This window comes from Pseudomonas sp. NC02, from assembly GCF_002874965.1.
Taxonomy (GTDB): domain Bacteria; phylum Pseudomonadota; class Gammaproteobacteria; order Pseudomonadales; family Pseudomonadaceae; genus Aquipseudomonas.
Genome location: NZ_CP025624.1, coordinates 5038827 through 5054632, shown reverse-complemented (window position 1 = coordinate 5054632; position 15806 = coordinate 5038827). Strand labels below are relative to the sequence as shown.

18 protein-coding genes are annotated in these 15806 nt (G+C 62.4%); 12 read left to right on the top strand and 6 right to left on the bottom strand.

Annotated features, from left to right (window positions below):
- Positions 1–31: 31 nt before the first annotated feature.
- The 3 genes from C0058_RS23515 to C0058_RS23505 all read right to left on the bottom strand — a co-directional run bounded on the left by C0058_RS23515 (position 32) and on the right by C0058_RS23505 (position 3332).
- On the bottom strand, positions 32–1195 hold the full coding sequence (locus C0058_RS23515; protein ID WP_102369668.1) for a hypothetical protein: 1164 nt from the start codon (positions 1193–1195) through the stop codon (positions 32–34).
- Positions 1196–1422: 227 nt separating this feature from the next.
- Entirely contained in the window at positions 1423–1752 is a 330-nt protein-coding gene (locus C0058_RS23510) for an EscU/YscU/HrcU family type III secretion system export apparatus switch protein (RefSeq protein WP_003210638.1), read from the bottom strand.
- Positions 1749–3332 (bottom strand): flagellar hook-length control protein FliK, encoded by a 1584-nt coding sequence (locus C0058_RS23505; protein ID WP_032899324.1) that lies wholly within the window; start codon positions 3330–3332, stop codon positions 1749–1751. The genes C0058_RS23510 and C0058_RS23505 overlap by 4 nt, the downstream gene beginning before the upstream one ends.
- A 252-nt stretch (positions 3333–3584) precedes the next feature.
- Between C0058_RS23505 and ccmA the strand changes: the two genes are divergently transcribed.
- The 10 genes from ccmA to C0058_RS23455 all read left to right on the top strand — a co-directional run bounded on the left by ccmA (position 3585) and on the right by C0058_RS23455 (position 10898).
- The gene (ccmA, locus tag C0058_RS23500; RefSeq protein ID WP_371857029.1) at positions 3585–4166 is read left to right on the top strand and encodes a cytochrome c biogenesis heme-transporting ATPase CcmA; all 582 of its coding nucleotides are present in this window, start codon (positions 3585–3587) and stop codon (positions 4164–4166) included.
- Positions 4163–4831, top strand: coding sequence for a heme exporter protein CcmB (ccmB, locus tag C0058_RS23495; RefSeq protein ID WP_102369666.1), 669 nt, complete (start codon positions 4163–4165; stop codon positions 4829–4831). Before ccmA ends, ccmB begins: the two co-directional genes overlap by 4 nt.
- Before the next feature lie 85 nt (positions 4832–4916).
- Entirely contained in the window at positions 4917–5672 is a 756-nt protein-coding gene (locus C0058_RS23490; RefSeq protein ID WP_003210634.1) for a heme ABC transporter permease, read from the top strand.
- Positions 5669–5845, top strand: a complete 177-nt coding sequence (gene ccmD / locus C0058_RS23485; protein ID WP_102369665.1) for a heme exporter protein CcmD — start codon at positions 5669–5671, stop codon at positions 5843–5845. Before C0058_RS23490 ends, ccmD begins: the two co-directional genes overlap by 4 nt.
- The gene (gene ccmE, locus C0058_RS23480; RefSeq protein WP_008434786.1) at positions 5842–6297 is read left to right on the top strand and encodes a cytochrome c maturation protein CcmE; all 456 of its coding nucleotides are present in this window, start codon (positions 5842–5844) and stop codon (positions 6295–6297) included. Before ccmD ends, ccmE begins: the two co-directional genes overlap by 4 nt.
- Positions 6298–6300: 3 nt before the next feature.
- Complete coding sequence (locus tag C0058_RS23475; RefSeq protein ID WP_087694319.1) at positions 6301–8289, top strand: heme lyase CcmF/NrfE family subunit; 1989 nt, start codon at positions 6301–6303, stop codon at positions 8287–8289.
- Positions 8286–8822, top strand: a complete 537-nt coding sequence (locus C0058_RS23470; RefSeq protein WP_008434782.1) for a DsbE family thiol:disulfide interchange protein — start codon at positions 8286–8288, stop codon at positions 8820–8822. Before C0058_RS23475 ends, C0058_RS23470 begins: the two co-directional genes overlap by 4 nt.
- Positions 8819–9292, top strand: coding sequence for a cytochrome c-type biogenesis protein (locus tag C0058_RS23465; protein ID WP_003210629.1), 474 nt, complete (start codon positions 8819–8821; stop codon positions 9290–9292). Before C0058_RS23470 ends, C0058_RS23465 begins: the two co-directional genes overlap by 4 nt.
- On the top strand, positions 9285–10478 hold the full coding sequence (gene ccmI / locus C0058_RS23460; RefSeq protein WP_102369664.1) for a c-type cytochrome biogenesis protein CcmI: 1194 nt from the start codon (positions 9285–9287) through the stop codon (positions 10476–10478). Before C0058_RS23465 ends, ccmI begins: the two co-directional genes overlap by 8 nt.
- A gap of 15 nt (positions 10479–10493) precedes the next feature.
- The gene (locus tag C0058_RS23455) at positions 10494–10898 is read left to right on the top strand and encodes a hypothetical protein (protein ID WP_003210627.1); all 405 of its coding nucleotides are present in this window, start codon (positions 10494–10496) and stop codon (positions 10896–10898) included.
- Between the two features lie 185 nt (positions 10899–11083).
- Here the strand turns inward: C0058_RS23455 and C0058_RS23450 are convergent, their stop codons facing one another.
- Positions 11084–12283 carry an MFS transporter gene (locus tag C0058_RS23450; RefSeq protein WP_102370293.1) on the bottom strand — a complete coding sequence of 400 codons (1200 nt, stop codon included), beginning with the start codon at positions 12281–12283 and terminating at the stop codon, positions 11084–11086.
- Positions 12284–12418: 135 nt separating this feature from the next.
- Here C0058_RS23450 and C0058_RS23445 point away from each other — a divergent pair, with 135 nt between their 5' ends.
- Complete coding sequence (locus C0058_RS23445; RefSeq protein WP_168197519.1) at positions 12419–13315, top strand: LysR family transcriptional regulator; 897 nt, start codon at positions 12419–12421, stop codon at positions 13313–13315.
- Between the two features lie 158 nt (positions 13316–13473).
- Here C0058_RS23445 and C0058_RS23440 read toward each other — a convergent pair whose 3' ends face one another.
- Positions 13474–13827, bottom strand: coding sequence for a DUF6124 family protein (locus C0058_RS23440; RefSeq protein WP_087694315.1), 354 nt, complete (start codon positions 13825–13827; stop codon positions 13474–13476).
- Between the two features lie 298 nt (positions 13828–14125).
- Positions 14126–14548 (bottom strand): NUDIX domain-containing protein, encoded by a 423-nt coding sequence (locus tag C0058_RS23435; RefSeq protein ID WP_102369662.1) that lies wholly within the window; start codon positions 14546–14548, stop codon positions 14126–14128.
- Between the two features lie 393 nt (positions 14549–14941).
- On the opposite strand from C0058_RS23435, the gene phnC reads away from it, so the two are divergent.
- Positions 14942–15775, top strand: a complete 834-nt coding sequence (gene phnC / locus C0058_RS23430; RefSeq protein ID WP_087694468.1) for a phosphonate ABC transporter ATP-binding protein — start codon at positions 14942–14944, stop codon at positions 15773–15775.
- Positions 15776–15806 lie beyond the last annotated feature (31 nt).

Sequence of the window (15806 nt, the reverse complement as noted above, 5' to 3'; positions counted from 1 at the left end):
GTTACGAGCTGCAAGCGGTATTGCTTGCAGCTTATAGCCGGTGCCGGTTGCTCAGCCATTCGGCCATGGTCGAGTCCTCCAAAGCATATTCACCACGGTTGGCTTTCCAGACCAACTCCTTCTCCCGCAACACTTCCAGTGCTTTCTGCACGTTTGGTGTGCTGGCGTTCGGCTCGACCTGGGCCTGTTCCAGCTTGCGGTTCACATCCTGGAAGGTTTTCTCCGCAAAAGGCGAGAACGCCTGCTTGCCCAGGGTTCGTTCGCCCATCACTTCAAGTACCGCCTGTTGCAGGGGCGAGAGGTCGTTGTAGGCGCTCTCGTAATCGCTCCAGATGCCGGCCTGGTGATTGAGTGCCCCGGTCCTCAGCAACTCGCCAAGGTTGCTGGCTTCGCCAAGACCCACGCTCACTTCGGTCAGTAGTTTGTTGAGCATTTCCGGGCGCCGGCCAACGAGCTGGAAGGCATAGTCCATGTCCTCCAGGTTGAACTGGTTGGTCGCGGCCAGGCGCTGGTTCCAGAGGTCCGTCACGAACTCGACGAAATCCCGGCTCAACAGCGGGAACGGTGTGATGTGGGCGCCGAAGAACGGTTGTTTGCTCTTGAGTACCAGGTTGGCCAGTTTGTCCCGGCTGGAGCCGGTGAAGACCAGGCGCAGGCCATCGGCCGTGCTGCTGCCGTTGAGATGATCCCGTGCCGCCTTGAGGGCGAACATGGCGTTCACCCCGCCTTCGCTGTTGAGGGCGTGCTGGGCCTCGTCCACGATCAGCACGATCATTTGCCCCGAGACCTGGTGCAGCACGTCCAGGGCGTGGCTGAGCGTGGTGCCGGCGGGCAATTGCGGTTTGGTGAAATCCCAACTCAAGGTGCGCAGCAGGCTGATCTTGTCGATACCGGCCTTCTTGGCCGCTTTGCTCACTGCGCTTTCGAACTCGCCCAGGGCTTTGCCGATGGCGCCGGAGATCAGTTCGGCGGGGTCGACTTCGCGGTTCATCCACAGGTCCACGTAAACCGGCAGCCAGCCCCGGGCCTTGCACTCGGGGATAAGGTCGTTGCGCAGGAACGTACTCTTGCCGGTACGGCGCGGAGCCGCGAGGAACATGCCGGAGCTGTAGTCGGCAAATGACTCGCCTGCCAGATCACGGGCGAGCGCTTCGGCGAGTAGCTTTCGACTGAGAATCGGGCGGGTAGGGCTCATGGGTTTATCCTGAACTATCGGGTTCGGGATAATCTATACCTCGAAAGATATAATTGCTATACACCACCCACCGCAACTGATCATTCCCACGCTCTGCGTGGGAATGCATCCCGTGACGCTCCGCGTCACCCCTGCGCAAGACTTGAACGTTGCAGCGCCAGTTGGACGCGGAGCGTCCGAGGCGGCGTTCCCACGCAGAGCGTGGGAACGATCAGCCGGCTCCCACCTTAATAATCGTCGCCTCTTTCCGTCACATCCCGCTCCACCGGCCCCGCGTCCGGGTCGTAGCCCACCGGGAACTTGCCCTTCAGCGTCCAGGCAAACGCGATGATCTCGGCGACGGTGCGGTACAACTCTTCCGGGATGCTGTCGCCCAACTCCATGCGTGCCAGTAATTTGACCAGCTCGGCATTTTCGTAAATCGGGACTTCGTTCTCCCGGGCCAGCTTGAGGATGGCTTCGGCCAGGGCATCGTCGCCCTTGGCGGTCAGGGTCGGCGCTTGTTGCCCGTCGTATTTGAGGGCGATGGCCTGGCGGGGCGGGTTGGGGTTTTTCATGCGGTTTCATCCACCCAGCGTTGTTCAAGCCCGGTTTTCGGGCCCCGTGGTGGGGTACCGAGGTGGCAGTCGAGGTCGCCGACGTTGAGTCCCGACGACACCAGGCGCTCGCGCAGGCTGCCCAGGTGGCTTTCGATCAGGCTGGCGGTGAAGGGCCGGGTCGCCCACAACTGGCTCGACAGTTTGCCCTGGCTCAGTTGCGCCTGGACCTGCAACGGGCCGAGCGGCTCCATGTCGAGCGCCATTTCCACGCGCCAGAGCATTTGCTTGGGATCCTTGCTGTCCTTGCGTTCCGGCTGTTCCTTGTCGGGCGCCGGTTCTTCCCGCTGGAACTTGACCTGCAACGGCACGATGTCCTGCAAGGTGCGCATGGGGATTTCCAGCTGCCAGGTGGTCAAGAGCTTGCCGTCGGCGGTGGTACCGGTCTGCTCCAGGCTCGACAGCTGATGGCTTTGCAGGCGGGAGATGGCCCCGGCGGCCAGGCGCAGCAGGTTTTCCAGGTCACTTTCACCTTCCAGGCGTTGCATCAGCCGATCGGGCAGCGGAAAGCCTGCGGGCGCCTGCCTGGCGCCGACCTGGCCGAGGGTGCCCAGCGGGCTGCGTACGAAGCTGGGCAGCAACTGCGCCAGGGTGTTGGCAGCGAGGATCGCATTCAGATTGGTGCTGGCGGGCAGGGATGGCAGCAGGTCGGCGACGAAGCGCAGCAGCGCGCCTTTCATGTCCAGCGGCGGTATCTGCGGGTTTTGCCCGGCCAGCAACTTGGCTTCGAGGAAGGTCCCGCTGTTCTGGATCAGTTGCGCCAGCACCTTGGGGTTGCTGGCCTGGGCCAGGTCGGGCAGGCCGGCGAGCAAACGCTCGGCGGCGGCGCGCAGGTCGGCCCCGGTGCTGTCGCTGCTGGTCGCCGGCAGGCTTTGCAGCGCGGTGAATACCACGTCCAGCGAGCCCTGGCGGCTTTGCTGGGTGGAGAGTTGCTGGGCCACGGCCAATTGGTCCTGGCGCCCGCTCAGCGGTACAAAGCTCAAGGTCTGCGCACTTTGCACCACGGCGCTGAGCAGGCTGCCGACGCGCAAGGGCTGCGGACTTTCGACGGTCAGGGTCGCGCCGCTGAGGACGTTATTGAGCACCGACACCAGTGAGCGATACACCACCGGCTGGTTGGCGCCCTGTGGCAGCGCCTGGGTGGTCAGCACCTTGCCTTGCAGCAGGGTGCCCACCGGTAACTGGCTGGTATCGATACGCGTCAGCGCGGCGACGCTGGAACTCAGGGCCTGCTGCAGGCTGATGGACAAATTGCCCGACGGCGTCTGGCTGACTTCCACCTGGGTACCCAGCGGCAGCGGCTGGCTGCTGCTGGCCTGCACCAGGGTTTGCCGGCCGCCTTCCAGGGTCAGCTTGAGCAGCAACTGAAATGCATCGCCGCCTTGTTTCAGTGCCAGCACCTCGGCATTTACGGTTTTTCCGGGGTCGATCAGGCCGGTCTGCGGCTCCAGCAGTTTCAGCAACTCGCCCGCTGCAGGCGCGGGCGCAGGCCCGGCCGGAAGCGTCGGGGGGAGCGTGGGAAGATTGATCTCACCGGTCATCGTGCGCGCCGTCTCAGGGGAAATTGCCCTCTTTAGAGTAGGGCATCACATGTATAATGCCGCCCGTCTTCAAAGAGAGCGTTAAAAACAACACAACTGATTGATCCAGCTCTCTAAAAACGGTCGCCAAAGCAGTTAATGTGCATCTCTTTAACGGCCGTTCCACCGCCGACTTGAACCGTAAAGGCCCGCGATCTCTTGACCAGCCCTCTTCTAGAAGCCGTAGCGCTCGCCTGTGAACGTGACCTGCGGATGCTGTTCGAACACCTCGAACTGCGTCTGGCGGGCGGCGACATGGTACAGGTCAGCGGCCCCAACGGCAGCGGCAAGACCAGCCTGTTGCGCCTGCTGGCCGGGCTGATGCAGCCGACGGCGGGGGAAGTGCGGCTCAACGGCAAACCGTTGCACGAGCAGCGCACCGAGCTGGCGCGCAACCTGATCTGGATCGGCCACGCCGCCGGAATCAAGGATGTGCTTACCGCTGAAGAAAACCTCAGTTGGCTCAGCGCCCTGCATCATCCCGCCAGCCGCGAGGCGATCTGGCAGGCGCTGGCCGCGGTTGGTCTCAAGGGTTTCGAAGACGTTCCCTGCCACACCCTGTCCGCCGGCCAGCAGCGCCGCGTGGCCCTGGCCCGTTTGTATCTCGACGGCCCGCCGCTATGGATTCTCGACGAACCCTTCACCGCCCTCGACAAACAAGTCGTTGCCCAATTGGAAGAACACCTTGCCGCGCACTGCGAGCAGGGCGGCATGGTTGTCCTGACCACTCACCACACCTTGACGCGCATGCCCGCCGGTTACCGCGACCTCGACCTGGGCCGGTGGGCGGTATGAGCGTATTTGCCCTGTTGGTCGCCCGCGAAGCGCGGTTACTCTGTCGCCGTCCGGCCGAATTGGCCAACCCGCTGGTGTTCTTCGCGATTGTGATCGCGCTGTTCCCGTTGGCGGTGGGCCCCGAGACTAAACTGTTGCAAACCTTGTCTCCGGGACTGGTCTGGGTGGCGGCGCTTTTGTCAGTCCTGCTCTCGCTGGACGGGCTGTTTCGCAGTGATTTTGAAGACGGTTCCCTCGAACAGTGGGTCCTTTCGTCGCACCCCCTGCCACTTCTGGTATTGGCCAAGGTACTGGCACACTGGGCGTTTTCCGGCCTGGCGCTGGTATTGCTCGCGCCGCTGCTGGCGATGATGCTGGGGTTGCCCACCGAATGCCTGCCGGTGTTGCTCCTTTCCTTGTTGCTTGGCACGCCGGTTCTCAGTCTACTGGGCGCCGTAGGTGCGGCACTGACCGTCGGTTTGAAACGCGGTGGCCTGTTGTTGGCGCTGCTGATCTTGCCTTTGTATATCCCGGTGTTGATCCTGGGCAGCGGCGCGTTGCAAGCCGCGCTCCAGGGCATGGCGGCGACCGGTTACCTCCTGTGGCTTGGCAGCCTGGCCGCCCTGGCGGTAACCCTGACACCCTTTGCTATAGCGGCTGGCCTGAAGATCAGCGTCGGCGAATAATGAGGTCTGGTTAAGCGATAGAACCTTAACCAGTAAAGACCCTAAGCTTCTCGCAACGACGAGAAGCAACCGTGATGGAAACAGCATGAACTGGACCTGGTTTCACAAGCTCGGCTCGCCCAAATGGTTTTACGGCATCAGTGGCAAACTGCTGCCGTGGTTGAGCATCGCCGCGGTATTGCTGATCGGCATCGGCCTGGTCTGGGGCCTGGCCTTCGCGCCGCCGGACTATCAGCAAGGCAACAGCTTTCGCATCATCTACATCCACGTGCCTGCCGCGATGCTGGCCCAGTCCTGCTACGTGATGCTGGCGGTGTGCGGCATCGTCGGCCTGGTGTGGAAGATGAAACTGGCGGATGTGGCCCTGCAATGCGCCGCGCCCATCGGTGCCTGGATGACCGCCGTGGCGCTGGTCACCGGCGCGATCTGGGGCAAGCCGACCTGGGGTTCGTGGTGGGTATGGGATGCGCGACTCACCTCGATGCTGATCCTGCTGTTCCTGTACTTCGGCCTGATTGCCCTGGGCAACGCCATCAGCAACCGTGACAGCGCCGCCAAGGCCTGCGCGGTGCTGGCGATCGTCGGCGTGATCAACATCCCGATCATCAAATACTCGGTGGAGTGGTGGAACACCCTGCACCAGGGCGCCACCTTCACCCTCACCGAAAAGCCGGCAATGCCCGTGGAAATGTGGGCGCCGCTGCTGCTGATGGTGCTGGGGTTCTACTGTTTTTTTGGCGCCGTGCTGCTGCTGCGCATGCGCCTCGAAGTGCTCAAGCGTGAAGCCCGCACCAGTTGGGTCAAGGCCGAAGTGCAAAACAGCCTGGGAGCCCGTGGATGAGCTTCAACTCTTTCAGTGATTTTCTCGCCATGGGCCATCACGCCCTGTACGTCTGGACGGCCTATGGCATTTGCCTGGCGGTGCTGGCCTTCAACGTCGCCGCGCCGATCCTGGCCCGCAAGCGTTACCTGCAACAAGAGGCGCGTCGTTTGCGCCGGGAGACCGAAAAGTGAATCCGCTGCGTAGAAAGCGTCTGTTGATCATCCTGGCCATCATGGCCGGTGTCGGCATTGCCGTGACCCTGGCCCTGAGCGCCCTGCGGGAGAACATCAACCTGTTCTACACCCCGACCCAGATCGCCAACGGCGAAGCGCCGCTGGACACCCGAATCCGTGCCGGTGGCATGGTCGAGAAAGGCTCGTTGCAACGCTCCGGCGACTCCCTGGACGTCAAGTTCATCGTCACCGACTTCAACAAATCCGTGACCATCACCTACCGCGGCATCCTCCCGGACCTGTTCCGCGAAGGGCAGGGCATCGTTGCCCTCGGCAAGCTCAACGCCGACGGCGTGGTGGTGGCCGATGAAGTGCTGGCCAAGCACGATGAAAAATACATGCCGCCGGAAGTCACCAAGGCCCTCAAAGACAGCGGCCAATCCGCCCCGACCCCTGCCAAGGAGGGCTAAGTCATGACGTCCGCACTGTTTATTCCGGAGTTGGGCCAACTGGCGATGATCCTCGCCCTGTGCTTTGCCATCGTCCAGGCCGTGGTCCCGTTGCTGGGCGCCTGGCGCGGTGACCGCCTGTGGATGAGCCTGGCCCAGCCGGCTGCCTGGGGCCAGTTCGCCTTTCTGGTGTTCGCCTTCGGTTGCCTGACCTACGCCTTCATGACCGACGACTTTTCTGTCGCCTACGTCGCCAATAACTCCAACAGCGCCTTGCCCTGGTACTACAAGTTCAGCGCCGTGTGGGGCGCCCACGAAGGTTCGTTGCTGCTGTGGGCATTGATCCTCGGCGGCTGGACCTTTGCCGTCTCGATCTTCTCCCGCCAACTGCCGCAAGTGATGCTGGCCCGGGTGCTGGCGGTGATGGGCATGATCAGCATCGGCTTCCTGCTGTTCCTGATCATGACCTCCAACCCGTTCACCCGCATCCTGCCGCAGATCCCGGTCGACGGGCACGACCTCAACCCGCTGCTGCAAGACATCGGCCTTATCGTGCACCCGCCGATGCTCTACATGGGCTACGTCGGTTTCTCGGTCGCCTTCGCCTTCGCCATCGCCGCCTTGCTCGGCGGGCGTCTCGATGCCGCCTGGGCGCGCTGGTCGCGGCCGTGGACCATCGTCGCCTGGGCATTCCTCGGCATCGGCATCACCCTGGGCTCGTGGTGGGCCTACTACGAACTCGGCTGGGGCGGCTGGTGGTTCTGGGACCCGGTGGAAAACGCCTCCTTCATGCCCTGGCTGGTGGGCACCGCGCTGATTCACTCGCTGGCAGTCACGGAAAAACGCGGCGTGTTCAAAAGCTGGACCGTGTTGCTGGCCATCGCCGCGTTTTCCCTGAGCCTGCTGGGTACGTTCCTGGTGCGTTCCGGCGTACTGACCTCGGTGCACGCGTTTGCCTCCGACCCGGAGCGCGGCGTGTTCATCCTGATCTTCCTGCTGTTCGTGGTCGGCGGCTCCCTGACGCTGTTCGCCCTGCGTGCGCCAGTGGTCAAGAGCCACGTGGGCTTCAACCTCTGGTCCCGGGAAACCCTGCTGCTGGGTAATAACCTGGTGCTGGTGGTGGCGGCCTCGATGATTCTGCTCGGTACCCTGTACCCGCTGGTGCTGGATGCCCTGAGCGGCGCCAAGCTGTCCGTCGGCCCGCCGTACTTCAACGCGCTATTCATCCCGTTGATGGCGCTGCTGATGGTGGTGATGGCGGTCGGCGTACTGGTGCGCTGGAAAGACACCCCGGTGAAATGGCTGGTGGGCATGCTCACCCCGGTACTGCTGGGCAGCGCCGCATTGGCGGTGATCGCCGGGATTGCCTACGGCGACTTCAACTGGGCCGTGCTTGCCACCTTCATGCTCGCGGCCTGGGTATTGCTGGCCGGTGTACGCGACCTGATCGACAAGACCCGCCACAAAGGTTTGATCAAAGGCCTGCCGACCATGACTCGCAGTTACTGGGGCATGCAGGTCGCCCACATCGGCATCGCCGTGTGCGCCCTGGGTGTGGTGTTGTCCAGCCAGAACAGCGCCGAGCGCGATCTGCGCCTGGCCCCCGGCGAGTCCATGGACCTGGCCGGCTACCACTTCATTTTCGAAGGCGCCAAGCACTTCGAAGGCCCGAACTTCACCTCCGACAAAGGCACCGTACGCGTTGTGCGCAACGGTAAGGAAATCGCCGTGCTGCACCCGGAAAAACGCCTGTACACCGTGCAAAGTTCGATGATGACCGAAGCCGGGATCGACGCCGGTTTCACCCGCGACCTCTACGTCGCCCTGGGTGAACCGTTGGGAGATGGCGCCTGGGCCGTGCGGGTCCACGTCAAACCGTTTGTGCGCTGGATCTGGTTCGGCGGCCTGCTCACCGGCTTCGGTGGTTTGCTGGCAGCGATGGACCGGCGCTACCGGGTCAAGGTCAAGAGCCGGGTGCGTGAAGCCCTCGGTCTGCAAGGAGCGCCAGTATGAAGCGTTGGTTGATGGTGTTACCGCTGGCGGCGTTTCTGGTGGTGGCGGTGTTCCTGTATCGCGGGCTGTACCTGGACCCGGCCGAGCTGCCGTCGGCCATGATCGGCAAGCCATTTCCGGCGTTCTCGCTGCCGACCGTGCAGGGCGACAAGACCCTGACTCAGGCTGACTTGCTGGGCAAGCCGGCACTGGTCAACGTGTGGGGCACCTGGTGCATTTCCTGCCGCGTGGAGCATCCGGTGCTGAACAAGCTGGCGGAGAAGGGCGTGGTGATCTACGGCATCAACTACAAGGACGACAATGCTGCCGCCCTGAAGTGGCTGGCTGAATTCCACAACCCGTACCAGCTGGATATCCGCGACGAAGACGGCAACCTCGGGCTGAACCTTGGTGTGTACGGCGCTCCGGAAACCTTCTTCATCGACGCCAAGGGCGTGATCCGCGACAAGTACGTGGGCGTGATCGACGAAGTGGTGTGGCGCGAGCAACTGGCCGCCAAGTACCAGGCGCTGGTGGATGAGGCCAAGCCATGAAGCGTTGGTTAGCCGCCGCTGTGTTGGGCTTGAGCATGGTCGGCGTGGCCCACGCCGCCATCGACACTTACGAATTTGCCAAGGACGGAGACCGCGAGCGTTTTCGCGAACTGACCAAGGAGCTGCGCTGCCCCAAGTGCCAGAACCAGGACATCGCCGACTCCAACGCACCGATCGCCGCCGACCTGCGCAAAGAGATTTTCCGCATGCTCGGCGAGGGCAAGGACAATCAGCAGATCATCGACTTCATGGTGGACCGCTACGGTGACTTCGTGCGCTACAAGCCGGCGCTCACCGGCAAGACAGCGCTGCTGTGGTTCGGCCCCGCCGGGTTGTTGCTCACAGGCTTAGTCGTTATGGCGGTGATTGTGCGCCGCCGTCGTGTCGCCCCGGCCGATGGCTCGGACTCGCTTTCCGTCGATGAGCGTCAACGCCTCGACCAACTGCTGGACAAAAAAACTGATGATTGATTTCTGGCTCGCAGCAGGTCTGCTGCTTCTGATTGCCTTGAGTTTCCTGCTGATCCCGGTGTTACGCGGCCGCCGTGCCCAGCGTGAAGAGGATCGCACTGCATTGAACGTGGCGCTGTACCAGGAACGCGTGGCGGAACTGCAAACCCAGCAGACCGAAGGCGTGCTGGATGCGGCCCAGCTGGACAGCGGCCGCGCTGAAGCAGCTCGCGAGTTGCTGGCGGATACCGAGGGCGTGGAAAAGCCTCGGGAGTCGCGCCTCGGCAAACCGTTGCCGTTGCTCGCGGCCTTTCTGGTGCCGGTGCTGGGCGTGGCGCTGTACCTGCATTACGGTGCCAGCGACAAGGTCGAACTGACCCGTGAATTCTCCCAGCCGCCGGTGTCCATGGAAGACATGACCCGCCGCCTGGAGCGCGCCGCAGCGGCCCAGCCGGACTCGCCGGAAGGCCTGTATTTCCTCGGTCGCGCCTACATGGCCCAGGACCGTTCCGCCGATGCGGCGAAAATCTTCGAGCGCACCGTGGCCCTGGCCGGTCGCCAGCCCGAGTTGCTCGGCCAGTGGGCCCAGGCCCAGTACTTTGCCGACAACAAACAGTGGTCGCCCAAGGTCCAGGCCCTGACCGACGAAGCACTGAAACTCGATCCGAAAGAAGTCACCAGCCTCGGCCTGCTGGGCATCGCCGCCTTTGAAGGCCAGCGTTACCAGGAAGCGATCGACTACTGGAACCGCCTGCTGGCGCAACTGCCACCGGACGACAATTCCCGTGCCGCGCTGCAAGGCGGGATCGACCGGGCCGCCGAGAAGCTCAAGGAGAGCGGCGGCAGCGTGGCGCCCGTGAAGGCAGAAAAACAGATACAAGTGCGGGTGGACCTGGCCGCCGATGTGAAGGCCAAGGCCTTGCCGACCGACAGCGTGTTCATCTTCGCCCGTGCCGTCAAAGGCCCGCCGGCGCCATTGGCGGCCAAGCGCGTGACCGTGGCCGACCTGCCGATCACCGTCGAACTGGGCGACAGCGACGCGATGATGCCGCAGTTGAAACTGTCCAACTTTCCCGAAGTCCAACTGGTTGCGCGCATATCCCGGGCAGGTGTTCCCACAGCTGGCGAGTGGATCGGCCGCAGCCAACCCCTGGCCAGCAGCACCACTGCGCTGCAGCAGCTGACCATCGACAGTCCGGACCAATAATTCGAGGAAATGCCCATGACCGCTATCGCACGTATCACCCTGCTCAGCCTGGTACTGGGGTTGAGTGCTTGTGCGGTCCATCGGCCTCCGTCGCCTACCGGGCCGACTATTCCACCGACAGGGCCGTCGACCCAGCCGAGCACACAGCCAGGCACCCAGCCCTCAGGCCCAGTGATCAAACCGTCGAAGCCGGTGCCGAGCTCCTCGCCGACCTTCGCACCGCCACCGGGTGCGGCCAGCCACTGGGACGGGAAGATGCAGGTGTACGTGCTGGACGAACAGCCGGATACGTTCTACCGCCAGCGCACCTACTACCGCTGGAGCAACGGCTGGAGCCGGTCCATCAGCCCGAACGGGCCTTGGGAAGAGACCGATGTCCATGGCGTACCGCCGGGGTTGAGCAAGCAGTACGCACAATGAAAAAAGGCGACCTTCGGGTCGCTTTTTTCATGGCTGGTTTGGAATACAGTCCACCCAACAACAAAGCTCAAATGTGGGAGCGGGCTTGCTCGCGAATACGGCGTGTCAGCCAACAAATCGGGCACTGATATACCGTATTCGCGAGCAAGCCCGCTCCCACATTTTGAATCTCGTTTGATTTGAAATTACGCCAGCTCCTCAGTCTGCCTGGGCGCGCTTGTCCAGTGGACCACCCCGGCAATCACCCCCAGCATCACCCCAAACTCCACAATCCCCATCCAGCCCAACCGCGACATCAACCAGCCGCTGACTGTCGCCCCCACCGCACCGCCAAAAAACGTCGCCGTCATGTACAAACTATTGATGCGGCCCTGGGCTTTCGGGTCCACCGCAAACGCCCGGGTCTGGTTGGAAACCAAGCCCGACTGCACGCCGATATCCAGCACGATCACCCCCAGCACCAGCAAGATAATCGAAGTCTCGGCACCCGCCAGCAGCAGGAACGCCAAGGTCACAATCCCGATACTCGCCCCAATCACCTTGCGCGAACCCAGCCTGTCGGAAGCCCGCCCACCGAGCGACGCCGCCAACGCACCCGCCGCACCGATAATCCCGAAGCCACCGGCCCAGGCACTGCCCAATTGCCATGGCCCATGAGCCAACAGTGCTGCCAGATTCACCCAAAACGCATTGAAGCAAGCCCACAACAACGCCTGCACCATCATTGATTGGCGAATCGGGCTGTTGTCGCGCATCAGCGGCCACAGCGAAGCCAGCAGGCGAGGGTAGGACAGGTTGGTGCTCGGCACGCCTTGTGGCAGCAGCCTGGCGGCACCGATCCACACCGGGATCATGAAGGCCGCCTCCATCGCGTACACCGCCCGCCAGCCATAAGCCTCACCGACCACGCCGGCGATCGTGCGCCCGAGCAGGATGCCGACCATGATCCCGCTGACCACCGTGCCCACATTGCGCCCGCGTTCGTGGGGCTGCGACATCACCGCCGCAAACGGCACCAGTTGCTGCGGCACACAGCTCACAATCCCCAAGCCGAAAGATGCCCCGATCAGCGCCCAGATGCCCGGTGAAAACGCCGCCGCCAGGGCGAAACAGAACGCCAGGGCGATCTGCCCCAGCACCAGCTTGCGGCGGTCAAAACGGTCGCCCATCGGCAGCAGCAACGCCAGCCCGGTAGCAAAACCCAGCAGGGCGGAGCCGGCCACCAGATCCACGGTGGTCACGTCCACGCCCATGTCCGAAGCGATCAGCGGCAGGATCGGCTGGGTGCAGTAAATATTGGTAATCACCGCGCCGGCGATCACCGCCATCATGATGATCTTGCCGCGCGGCGCGACCGCAGGCGCTGTGGAAGGTTGGGATGTCATCGGCAGGCCACTCACGGCGCTCTCCTTCAATGCAGATCTCCGGGAAGGAGATGAGTGGCCAACGTTACGCACTCGCGCTTGGCAGGATAATCCCCTAGGATTTGGAATCATCCTTCCAGAATTTGATAGGTTGCCATGAACCGTCTTGAATCCATGTCCATCTTCGTTGCCGTGGTTGATGCGGGCAGCCTGACCGCTGCCGCGCGGCGCCTCGACATGCCGCTGGCCAGCGTCAGCCGCAAGATGGCCGAGCTTGAGACGCACCTGAAAACCCGCCTGCTGCACCGCACCACGCGCCAGCTGTCGTTGACCGATGCCGGCGCCTCTTACCTCGACGCGTGCCGGCGCATTCTTGAAGACATCAGCGAGGCCGAGCGCGCGGCCACTGGCGAATATTCCCAGCCCCGGGGCGAACTGGTCGTTACCGCGCCAGTGGTCTTCGGGCGGCTGCACATCGTGCCGGTGGTGGCGGAATTCCTCGCGCAGTACCCGGAGATCGACATCAACCTGATCCTCACCGACCGCGTCGTGCACCTGATGGAAGAACACTGCGACGTCGCGGTGCGCATTGGCGAGTTGCCCGACAGCTCGCTGAAGGCCATGCAGGTGGGCACGGTGCGGCGGGTGGTGTGCGCCAGCCCGGCATACCTGGCCGCTCGCGGCATACCCGCTGAGCCCCAGGACTTGGCGGGGCATGACTGCATCACCTTCGAAGTGCTGGCGTCCCAAGGGGCGTGGGGATTTGGCGCGGGTAAAACCGGGCTCTCGGTACCGGTGCATTCGCGGTTGTCGGTGAACACCGCAGAAGCAGCGATTGCAGCGGCGACGTTAGGAGTGGGGGTGATTCGGGTGCTGTCGTATCAGGTGGCGGATGCGCTGCGGGAGGAGGCGTTGGCGGTGGTGCTTGAGGCGTTCGAGTCGGCGCCGCTGCCCATCAGTTTGGTGCATAAAGGCCAGTCACCGTTGCCGCTGAAGTTAAGGGCGTTTATGGATTTTGTGATGCCGCGATTGCGCGCCCGCATCGCTCAATAACACCGGGCAGTTTGAACCTGATGAAAATCAAAATGTGGGAGCGGGCTTGCTCGCGAAAGCGGTGGATCAGTCACCCGATGTATTGACTGACCCTCTGCATTCGCGAGCAAGCCCGCTCCCACATTGGATTTATGTTGCCAGTTGGATTTCGGTTTTGATCAGGCCACCGGGCACTCTCGATCCAGCGCTCTATCCACCAACAACAATCCCAACTCCAGCAGTTGTTGCATCGCCAATACCAGGCTGCGGTCTTTGCCATCAATGTTTTCGGAAAGGTCCAACGCCATTGCATTGGCAGACTGGAGTGTTTCGTAGGCGTTGCTCAGCAGTGCTTCCGTTTCAACGTTGGCTGATACGGTGAACAGACTGAAGTGGTTTTTTTCATTGGTGGACGCTTTGGTTTCGGCGGGTTTCAGGTAGTGATCGATGGCCCGCTGGGCAGCGTCCTGAAGCTTGTTTTTTTCAGACTTGGAGCCAGACGTTTCTGGCGGATTGGGCGTGACCTTGTACATGCAATGACTCTCCATTCAATTGGAGCTCACCACATCTGCGACCAAGCAGGAGGGTGGCGAGCTGTACGCAGGTTGGTCGACCAGGGAATGGAAACCCGGCAGGGCCAGGGCCCTCCCACGCGCAGCTCGCCATAAAGCGAACACGATAATGCCGCTTGCGCGGCACTGTGCGCCATTCTAACCCGGGCGACCAAACCCGATCGCTGATGAGCAGCGACTTGGAGAGGCTAGCGGCGAGTTAAGGCTGCTGCAAGCCATAGAGATCGTAGGAAAAATCACCGATCTACCGGGATCTTGATTATTCCTGAAGCGATACTTCGGCAAGGCGCGGCTTTAGAAACTCCAGGGCATCTTTAAAGACCTGATGCCACTCTTCTGACGGTTCGCTCGCCATCGGGTGCCAGAAGAACTGGAACTCGTGGCCGCCATCATCCTCTGCAAAATGGGTCCAGGTATCTGGCAGGTCTTCAGGGATCAGGCATTGATGAAAGGCCCATGTATGCCCCGTGGACGCTGAGTGCCAAGTGCCCAGGTCACGTATCACCTTGCCGGTTATCCCGGCCTCTTCAAGCAACTCTCTAACTGCCGCAGCCTCGGTACTTTCGCCAGGCTCCAAGCTGCCCTTGACCAGTTGAAGACCTGCCAGTGGGTGTTTGAAGGCGAGGATTTCCAGGGATTGGCGGGTTCGCAGGATGACCGGACATGCCTTGTCTTTTCCCATCACGTTGTCCTTTTGCACATATTGGCGGCCAGCTATTGCACCACAGTCCGGCACATTTCCAATGCCGGGCGAAGACCTTGTGGCGAGGGAGCAAGCTCCCTCGCCACAGGTTAGGTATGGATCGTTCCCACGCTCTGCGTGGGAATGCATCCCGTGACGCTCGGCGTCACCACTGCGCAAGACTTCAATGGACGCAGAGCGTCCGAGGCGGCATTCCCACGCAGAGCGTGGGAACGATCAACGTCCTACAGCTACTTCCAACCTTTCATCAAACCTTCATCAAACGGTTTTACTCCAGTCATGTGCAAGTCATAGGGCTGACACAGCCCGCGCCTACTGTCGTTTGAACTCAAACGCAGCCACGGATGGCTGTTCAACCAGACAGAGAAGCCCATGACTCCAGCTATCCATGTCGATCATCTGAACAAGACCTTTGCGAAGAAATCCGCGCTGGTCGACCTCGAACTCACCGTTGCCACCGGTGAGATGGTCGCGCTGATTGGCGCTTCCGGCTCCGGCAAGTCCACCTTGCTGCGCCACCTCGCGGGCCTGGCCTGTTGCGACAAGAGCAACGGCGGCAGCGTCAAGGTGCTGGGCCGGGAAGTGCAGGCCAGCGGGCGGTTGAATGGCAAGGTGCGGCGCCTGCGCGCCGACATCGGCTACATCTTCCAGCAGTTCAACCTGGTCAACCGCCTGAGCGTGCTCGACAACGTACTGCTCGGTTGCCTGGGCCGCATGCCGCGCTGGCGCGGCAACCTCGGTTTGTTCAACACCGAGGAAAAACAGTTCGCCATGGAATCCCTGGCCCGCGTCGGCCTGGCAGACCTGGCCAGCCAGCGCGCCTCCACCTTGTCCGGCGGCCAGCAGCAACGCGTGGCAATCGCCCGCGCTTTGACGCAACGCGCCGAAGTGATCCTGGCGGATGAACCCATCGCCTCCCTGGACCCGGAGTCGGCGCGCAAGGTCATGGAGATCCTCGCCGACATCAACGGCCGCGACGGCAAGACCGTGGTGGTCACCCTGCACCAGGTCGATTACGCCATGCGTTATTGCCCCCGAGCCGTGGCGCTCAAGGGCGGGCGGATTCACTTCGATGGCCAGGCCAGCGAGCTGAGCAGCCAGTTCCTCAACGATTTGTACGGTGCCGATGTCGACACCAGCCTGATGTTTTCCGACCAGACCCGCACACCCGTCGTCCCCGCACGGTTGGCCCTGGCCCGCGCTTGAAACCTTACTAACGACCCACAGGAATCCTCTC